Source organism: Mesorhizobium ventifaucium, assembly GCF_935822925.1.
Taxonomy (GTDB): domain Bacteria; phylum Pseudomonadota; class Alphaproteobacteria; order Rhizobiales; family Rhizobiaceae; genus Mesorhizobium; species Mesorhizobium ventifaucium.
Genome location: NZ_CAKXZS010000011.1, coordinates 95327 through 103271, shown reverse-complemented (window position 1 = coordinate 103271; position 7945 = coordinate 95327). Strand labels below are relative to the sequence as shown.

Below are 7945 nucleotides of genomic sequence, written 5' to 3'. Positions count from 1 at the left end.
GCGAGTGCCAGGGCGGACCAGCGCATGACCCAGAAAATCGAATTCGATTTTCTGGGTCATGCGCAAATAAAGTACTACTGCATCCTTTGTGCGTCCAAGAGGACGCGCGGCGCTGTAGATGACACAAAAAAGCCCGGCGCGAGGGCCGGCTCGTCTGCGAATTTTCAGTCGGATCAGGCGAGATTACCGTTGATCCAATGCGACAGCGCCGTCTTCGGCGCGGCGCCGACCTTCATGTCGGCCATTTCGCCGCCCTTGAAAATCATCAGCGTCGGGATCGAGCGCACGCCGAACTGCGCCGCAAGCTCGGGATTCTCGTCGATATTGAGCTTGGCGATCTTGACCTTGCCGCCAAGCTCGATGGCGATGTCTTCCAGCGCCGGCGCAATCATCTTGCACGGGCCGCACCACTCCGCCCAGAAATCGACGACGACCGGCTCCTTGGCGTCAAGCACGTCGGTCTGGAAATTGCTCTTGTCGACCTTGACGGTGGCCATGCGAAAATCCTTTCGAGAGTTATTGTCGCACCAAATGTGGTGGTGATCGCGTCCTTCTTCAAGCAGCTGTTGTGTCACGCTGCCGTGAGTCGGGCAAGAGCGTCGTCCATGACCGCCGGCGGCAGCTCGATCAGCCGTGGCGCTTCAGTGAACAGCAGCGCCGCCGAGACCTCCCGCTCGGGATAAAGCGGCTGGAGCAGCGCGCGATAGAGCGCGAGCTGCAGGACATAGGCCGGTGGAACGTCCGCCAGCGCTGCAGGCGCCGGCCTATTGGTCTTGTAGTCGACGATCGAAACCTTGCCTGATGTGATCGCCAGCCGGTCGATCTTGCCGGAGATCGAGCGCAATTTGCCCTTGACCTCCAGGCTGCCCATGACCGCGACTTCGGCGCGCGACGTTGGTGCCAACAACGGAGCGAAGCGGCTGTCGGCAAGGATCGCCGCCACCGAGGCCAGCGCCTTGTCGCGCTCGGTTTCCGGCCACTTCGCCCCGGCGCGCCTGAGGTAGCGTTCCGCGACCTCCCGCCGTTCGGCCTTCGCAATGCCCGGCAGCACCTGCAACAATTTGTGCAGCGCCAATCCGCGCATCACCGCGAGGCCAGGCTCCGCCTCGGTGTCCAGCACCGGCGAGCCGGTGTTGACCACGGCTTGCCTGGCCTCGTCGATCATTGCCGAGGCGCCGGACGGCGACAGCGGCCGCGGCAGATCCTCGAAGGGCGGCAAGGGCTGGAACAGGGTCTTTGGCAACGGCTCGAACTGTTGCGCCTGCCGCGCCTCTTCGGCGGCCACTTGCGCGACCGGCGGCAATTTTGTCACGTGAAAGCGATGCACGGTCTCGCCGGTGGCGGGGTGCTGCCGCTCGATGCTTTCGGGCGCGCCGACCAGCGCACGGCTGACGATCGAATGCCAGGTGCCGGTATTCGGCGCCCGCTTGCCGTGATAGCCGCAGATGATCAGCCGGTCCTCGGCGCGGGTCATCCCGACATAGAGCAGCCGGCGGTATTCGTCGTCGGCCAGTTCGCGAGCGCGGACCGAAGCGGCCCGCGAAAATCCATTGGCGACATCGCTGGCCGAACGCCAGAGATAGCCCTTGCCGTCCCAGTGTTCGCCCGAGCCATCGAACGGCATCAGTCTCGGCAGGTGCTGGTCGCTGAACGGCGCCGAGCCACCATCGACCAGGAACACGACAGGTGCCTCCAGGCCCTTGGCGGCATGCACGGTCATGACGCGAACCTCGTCGCGGGTCTGGTCCATTTCGCGCTTGATCTCGGGGCCGGCATTTTCCAGCGTCGACAGGAAGGATTCCAGCCCCGGCAAGCCGGTCCGCTCCTCGGCCAGGCAGAAGCTCAGGAATTCGTCAAGGATGTCGCCGGCCTCCGGCCCGAGCCGCGCGATCATTTTCTTGCGCAAGCCGTCGCGGGCGAGAGCCGCGGCATAGAACTCGAACACCGGCCTGAATGCGGCTTCATCGGACCATGTATCGAGCTGGGCAGCGATTGCGGCCAAGGCGGCGCTTTCCCCGGCTTGCTGCCTGAGCGATGCAATCAGCGAGAGGCCGGACGGCCGCGCGCCGGCAAGCGCGAAAAGCGTCTCTTCCGAGACGTCGAAAATCGGGCTGCGCAGCACGGCGGCAAGCGACAGATCGTCCTCGGGCTGGACGAGAAAGTGACCGAGCGCGATCAGGTCCTTCACCGCGATATGGCCGGGCAGGCTGAGGCGGTCGGCGCCGGCGACCGGGATGTCGCGTCGCTTCAGTGCGCGTGTCAGCGCATGGACGAAACGATCGCGCTTGCGCACCAGCACCAGCACGTCGCCGGGCCGAAGCTTCTTGCCGCGGCCTTCGATGATCTCGCCGGCGCCGATCCAGCCGGCAATGGTCGCCGCCACGTTTTCGGCAACACGCACCGCGGGCGCATGGGCGTGGTCGACGGCTTGCGTCCAGTCGTCGGGTTCATCGACGACGTCGGCCCCGATCGACGGCCAGACCTCGACATAGCCCGGCGCATCGCTGCGGATCGCCTTATGGCTCAGCGGGTCGGGATCGTGGCTGATGCCGCGCCGCACGACCGGGTCGGCAAAGACACGGTCCACTGCCGCAAGCACGTCCTCGGTCGAGCGGAACGACCAGGTCAGCTTGAGATCGGCGAAGGTGGCTTTGGCGTCGCGCACTTTTCCGGAAAACAGCAGCCTTGAGTCGGCGAAGGAGTCGGGCGCCGCTCCTTGAAAGGAATAGATCGACTGTTTTTCGTCGCCGACGGCAAACACCGTGCGGTGAACATTGTCGCGTGCGCCGAGCCCGGCAAAGAACTCCTCGGCCAGCCGCTTCACCACCTCCCACTGGTCGGGACTGGTGTCCTGCGCCTCGTCGAGCAGGATATGGTCGATGCCCTGGTCGAGCTTGTATTGCACCCAAGGGCCGGCGTCGGGCCGCGCCAGAAGATTGACCGTTCGGGTGATGAGGTCGTTGAAATCGAGGAAGCCGCGTGCGCGCTTCAAGTGCTCGTAGCGGGCGATTAGCCAGTCGGCGATGGTCAGCGCCGCACCTGTGCCCTCCAGCATCCTGAACAAGGCCAATCGATCGGAGATTTCGAGGATGGCATCGGCAGCTAACAGATAGCGCTCGGCAAGATCCGGCAGCCGGTCGAGCAACGCCTTCTTGAACGTTGCCGGCTCATAAGGCTCGCCATCGGTTCGCAGGAAGGCTTTTGCCAGCAGATGCAGCCGGCGAACCGGATCAGTCTCGGCGAAGGCAAGATGGGCGTAGGGCAGCAAATTGTTCAGCACGAGGCGGGCGTCGGCGGCTTCAGCAGCGCGGGCAAAGGTGATGAAATAGTCCGGCAGGAAGCCCGGCAGCGGCCAGACGGACGCCGCCAGGCCTGCGGCGGTCTGGCCGGCGCGAAACTTGAACTCGTCGAACAGCGCCCGGAAGCCATCGCCGCCGGCAGCAGCGATGAAAGCGCGCAGACCGTCGCGCTTGCGCACGATCTCGGCCAGCAAGGCGTCAAGCCCATGCTCGCCGCCGCGTTCCAGAATGGTGGCGAAAGCCTCGGCCAGCCCCGCATCGCCGGCCGCCGTGCCCGAGATCATGTCACGGCGGGCGGCGGCGAAGAGCGACGCCTCCATCTGCGGATCGAGCATTTCGAAATGGGCCGGTATGTTGGCCTCCAGCGGGAACTGGTGCAGCACCGATTCGCAGAAGGCGTGGATAGTCTGGATCTTCAGCCCGCCGGGCGTCTCCAGCGCCTCGGCGAACAGCCGGCGGGCGCGGCGCATGGCTTCGCGATCGGGTTGGCGGCCGTCCAGCGCCTCTATGCTTGCCGCCAGTTCGACGTCGCCAAGCGCTGTCCATTCCGACAGCGTCGAAAACACCCGGTTCGACATATTGGCAGCGGCGGCGCGGGTGTAGGTCAGGCACAGGATTTTCGACGGATCGGTGCCACGCAACAAAAGCCGGATGACGCGCTGGGCCAGCACATGGGTCTTGCCCGATCCGGCATTGGCCGACACCCAAGCGGAATTTTGCGGATCTGAGGCGCTTGCCTGGCTGGCCGCGGTATCGGTCGGGATCGGATAGGCCTTCTTCATGCCTCCCCTCCCTCGTCGTCGGCGTCACCACCGGCGGACCATTCGAGCACGCGGGCGAGATGGTCGTAGTCGCCGTCGGTCTCGCCCTCGCGGAACGGCAGCGCGCGCGACAGATAGAAGGTCGTCGGGTCGGCATAGTGGATCAGCAGCTTTTCGAGCCGCGCCCACGCCTCCTCGGCGAGGTCTGCGGCGGTTCGCGGCTTGCGGTTGTATTCGAGAATGGATTCCTCGAACACCTCGCCATTCGGCTTCAGCCTGATGAAGGCCAGTTGCGACGGCTCGCGCGCGCCAAGCCCCTTGAAGGCGCCGCGCCTGAGCAGCGCGGCTTCGAGCGCCAGTTGCGGCGAAAGCAGCGTATGGGCCTGCGCCTTGGACGGCGAGGAGCCGGTCTTGTAATCCAGGATGTCGGCCATGCCGCCGGCCAGGAGATCGACACGATCGGCATAGCCGGACAGCGTCACGCCGGACTGGCCGACGCCGGTTTTCTCGGCGTGCTCTTCGGCATGCCGCATTGTCAGGGCGAAGGCGCGGCCGCGCTCCCATTCGATGATGCCGGCGGCGAGCTTTTCGAAGCGCGGCCACCACACCGCCTCGACATCGGGAGGAAGGCCCGCCTCGGCAAAGCATGCGCGGCCGGCGGCAATGAGACCGTCCAGCGCCTCCGGCACAAGCGGATCGGCCACGGTCCGTGAAAAAAGATGCAGAATGGCGTGAAACAGCGTGCCGCGTTCGGCAGCGCCCGGGTCGCGGATGACCGGGTCGAGCGGCATCAGGCGGAGAATCCTCCTGGCATAGATCGCGTAAGGGTCGCGGCGCAGCGTCTCGATCTCGGTGACCGAGAAATGCTGAGGCCGTACAGCCAGCGGTGGCTTCGGCTGCGGTCGCGGCGCGAAGTCTCTTCTTTCGCCGGCATCGAGCGAACGGGCCCAGGACAGGAATTCATCACCACGCCGGCGAAGCACCGCCGCATGGTCCTTGCCGATGAAGGTCAGGAGGCGCTGCAGCCAGCGCGACGGCACTGCCGGCGCGTCGCCGGAGCGGGCGGAGCGCGCCAGCACCACTTGCTTCGCCCCCATCGCCATCTGGAAATCATGGGCGGCCAGGCCAATGCGCCGTTCGGGCGGCTCGAGGTCGATGCCGGTCTTCATCAGCCGCGACATGAAGCGGTCGCTTTCCGGCTTGCGCGGCCACACGCCTTCGTTGAGCCCGCCAATGACCAGCGTGTCGACGTTCTGCAACCGGGCTTCCAGCGCACCCCAGATGGCGATGTTCCTGTCGGTGCCTTGTGCCGGCTTGACGGTTTCGGGCGCGATCAGCGCCTCCATCACATCGGGCCATTCGTCCGCCGCGAAGGAGAACGACGCCGAGGCAGCGACCAGCCCGCGCAAGAGCTCGGCGAGTTTTTCACCGGCGTCGCCAGCATAGAGATCGCTCAAGCTGCCATCCGCAGTGCGGCCCAGACTTTCGAGCGCGACGACGCTGGCCCGGGTCAGCTCGGCAAGATCGGCTTCGGCTTGACTGCGGAAGGCGATCAGCGGCGCCAGCGCAGCAGCAAGGCGGACGAGCAGTTCGCGGGCGCGCTCGATGCTTCGCACAGTCAGGCGGGCGAACCAGAACGGCGGGCGGGTATCGCCCAGACCGGTGAGACGGGCCTCGAAGAGTTCCGGCAGCGAGGCGATGTCGGGGCGGCCGGTACCGCCGCGCAGCGCCACCAATTCGATGATCTCCGCCGCGTGACGGACGCTTGTGCGTTCCAGACCGAGGCCAAGCAGCGGGTGCTTGAGCAGCGACAGCATGCCGACCGGATCGCCGGGCCGGAACGCGGCCTGAAGCGCCAGCCTGAGCAGGCCGGCGGCTGGCGTGTTGATGAGCGGCGTGCCGCCCGAATCGTCGGCGACGACCCCAAACCGCAGCAACTCGACCGAAACGCGCCGCGCCAGGGCGCGGTCGCCGGTGACGAGTGCGGCGCGCTGGCCGGGCTGTTCGACGGCACGTTTGAGCGCGACGGCGATCGCCACCGCTTCGTCGCGCTCGCCGGCGGCTTCGAGCAGCGTCACCTCGGCAAAGGCCTCGGTGATATCGCCGGCGGTAAAGCGGGCGCGCGTCTGCGCCCACAGCTCGGTGGTCTCCGCCGGCCGCAGCGCCTCGCCGACAAGTGCGGCGCGCAGCGCGAGCGGCCTTTCGGCAACGGCGATCTCCTCGACATCGCCGCGCAGCACGCCGATCTTGCCGATCAGTTTTGCCAGGCCGTATTGCGGGTGGCCAAGCAAGGCCGGCCGTGCGCCGGGCACAGCAATTGCCTGGAATGACGGCTCATCCAGGGTCAGGTCGAGGCCGGGCAGCACGACCGCGCCGCTGGGCAGGCCGGCGATCACCGCAAGCAGTTCGGCCGTAGCAGGAATGGACCCAGTGGAGCCGGCGGCAATCACCGGCCCAGTCGGCGGATTGCGCTTCAGCCGCGCCGCTTCCAACCTTATCAGCGCATTGCGATGCGAGGCCGGGTTGGAGCGATTGCGTTCCTCGAGGAGATTCGGCCAGTTCTCGGTGACGATGCTCAGGAAGTCGAGCGTCACCTGCCACCAACCGGCGAGGTTGCCGGTCACCAGATCGGCGAGCCTGGCCCAGTCCGTGCCTTCCGTCTCGATCTCGTCCATCAGCCGGGCCAGGTCGCGCGCCAGCCAGATGGCATCGGCGGCCGACGCCGGCACGACGATATCCTCGTCGAAAAGTGCCGCGACATGCGCCGGCAGGCGGCGTTTCCAGGCGCGCACCAGCGGCGCCAGCAGCAGCAGGCGCTCGATCGCGGCGATCGGCGGCGCGAGATCGATGGCGGCCGATGCGTCGGCCTCGAACGCGGCCTCGCCCTCGTCGAACTCGCCCAGCGGGCGGATGACCGGCAGGATCGCCGAGCGGCTGCCCAGACGGTCGACGAAGACGCCGCGCAGCGCCCGCGCGGCGCGGCGCGTCGGCACGTAGATGGTGGCGTCCGCCAGCGCCAGCGGGTCACCGTCGAAGCGGAAACCGGGAACGAGGCGCCCTGACAGCAGGGCCTCGGCCAGCGTCGGCAGAAACGGCGCTCCGGGCGGGATCGAGAAAACGCGGCGGGAGCCGCTCATTTCAACTCGGTGAAGGGGCTGGTCAACTCGGCAAGAGTGCCGGGCGGCTCAGCAAGAGCGGTGGCAACGGCCGCTTCCGCAAGCGGTATGGCATCGGGCGTGCCGACGGTGATCCAATGGCCGTGCATCACCATGCCGTACAGGCGGCCGGCTGCGATGGCCGCATCGAAATAGGCGTTGAGCGAGTGTGGTCCGGCCGGCGCATCGCTAAAAAGCCTGGGATGGGCGATCGCCGCACCGGCATAGATCAGGCCTGTTGGGTCGCCTCTCGAACGCCGCAACGCGCCGTCCGGCGCCATCAGGAAATCGGTGCCGCCGCTGTGTCCGGTTGCTGACTGGAGATCTGCGAGCATCAGCAGAATATCCATTTTCGCCGCGTCCCACGCAAGAGCGAGGCGGGCAAGGTTGGGCACGCCGCTGTCGATCCAGAAGGTGTCGGAGTTGACGATGTAAAAGGGAGCCCCTCCCAGTTCCGGCAAAGCATGGACGATGCCGCCGGCGGAATCGAGCAGTCTTTCGCTTTCGTCGGAAATAACGACCCGCGGCGCGCGGCGCGCGGCGACGTGGGCGACGATCTGCTCGGGAAAATAATGGACGTTGACGATGGCCTTGTCGACGCCGGCGCGAGCCAGGCTGTCCAGGCTCCAGTCAAGCAACGCCTTGCCTGATATCCTGACCAGCGGTTTCGGCCTTGTGTCGGTGATTGGCCGCATGCGCTTTCCCAGCCCGGCGGCAAGCACCATCGCGA

Annotated in this window: 4 protein-coding genes; all 4 read right to left on the bottom strand. The window is 66.5% G+C overall.

All coding sequences use genetic code 11. The features are described from left to right. Positions 1-173 precede the first annotated feature (173 nt). The 4 genes from trxA to NMG70_RS08750 all read right to left on the bottom strand — a co-directional run bounded on the left by trxA (position 174) and on the right by NMG70_RS08750 (position 7940). Positions 174-497 (bottom strand): thioredoxin, encoded by a 324-nt coding sequence (gene trxA, locus NMG70_RS08765; protein ID WP_091592579.1) that lies wholly within the window; start codon positions 495-497, stop codon positions 174-176. A gap of 74 nt (positions 498-571) precedes the next feature. After that, on the bottom strand, positions 572-4081 hold the full coding sequence (gene addA / locus NMG70_RS08760) for a double-strand break repair helicase AddA (RefSeq protein ID WP_254024131.1): 3510 nt from the start codon (positions 4079-4081) through the stop codon (positions 572-574). Further along, on the bottom strand, positions 4078-7197 hold the full coding sequence (gene addB, locus NMG70_RS08755; RefSeq protein ID WP_254024130.1) for a double-strand break repair protein AddB: 3120 nt from the start codon (positions 7195-7197) through the stop codon (positions 4078-4080). Before addB ends, addA begins: the two co-directional genes overlap by 4 nt. Next, a complete protein-coding gene (locus NMG70_RS08750) occupies positions 7194-7940 on the bottom strand; it encodes a nucleotidyltransferase family protein (protein WP_254024503.1) in 747 nt (248 codons plus the stop codon). Before NMG70_RS08750 ends, addB begins: the two co-directional genes overlap by 4 nt. Positions 7941-7945: the final 5 nt, after the last annotated feature.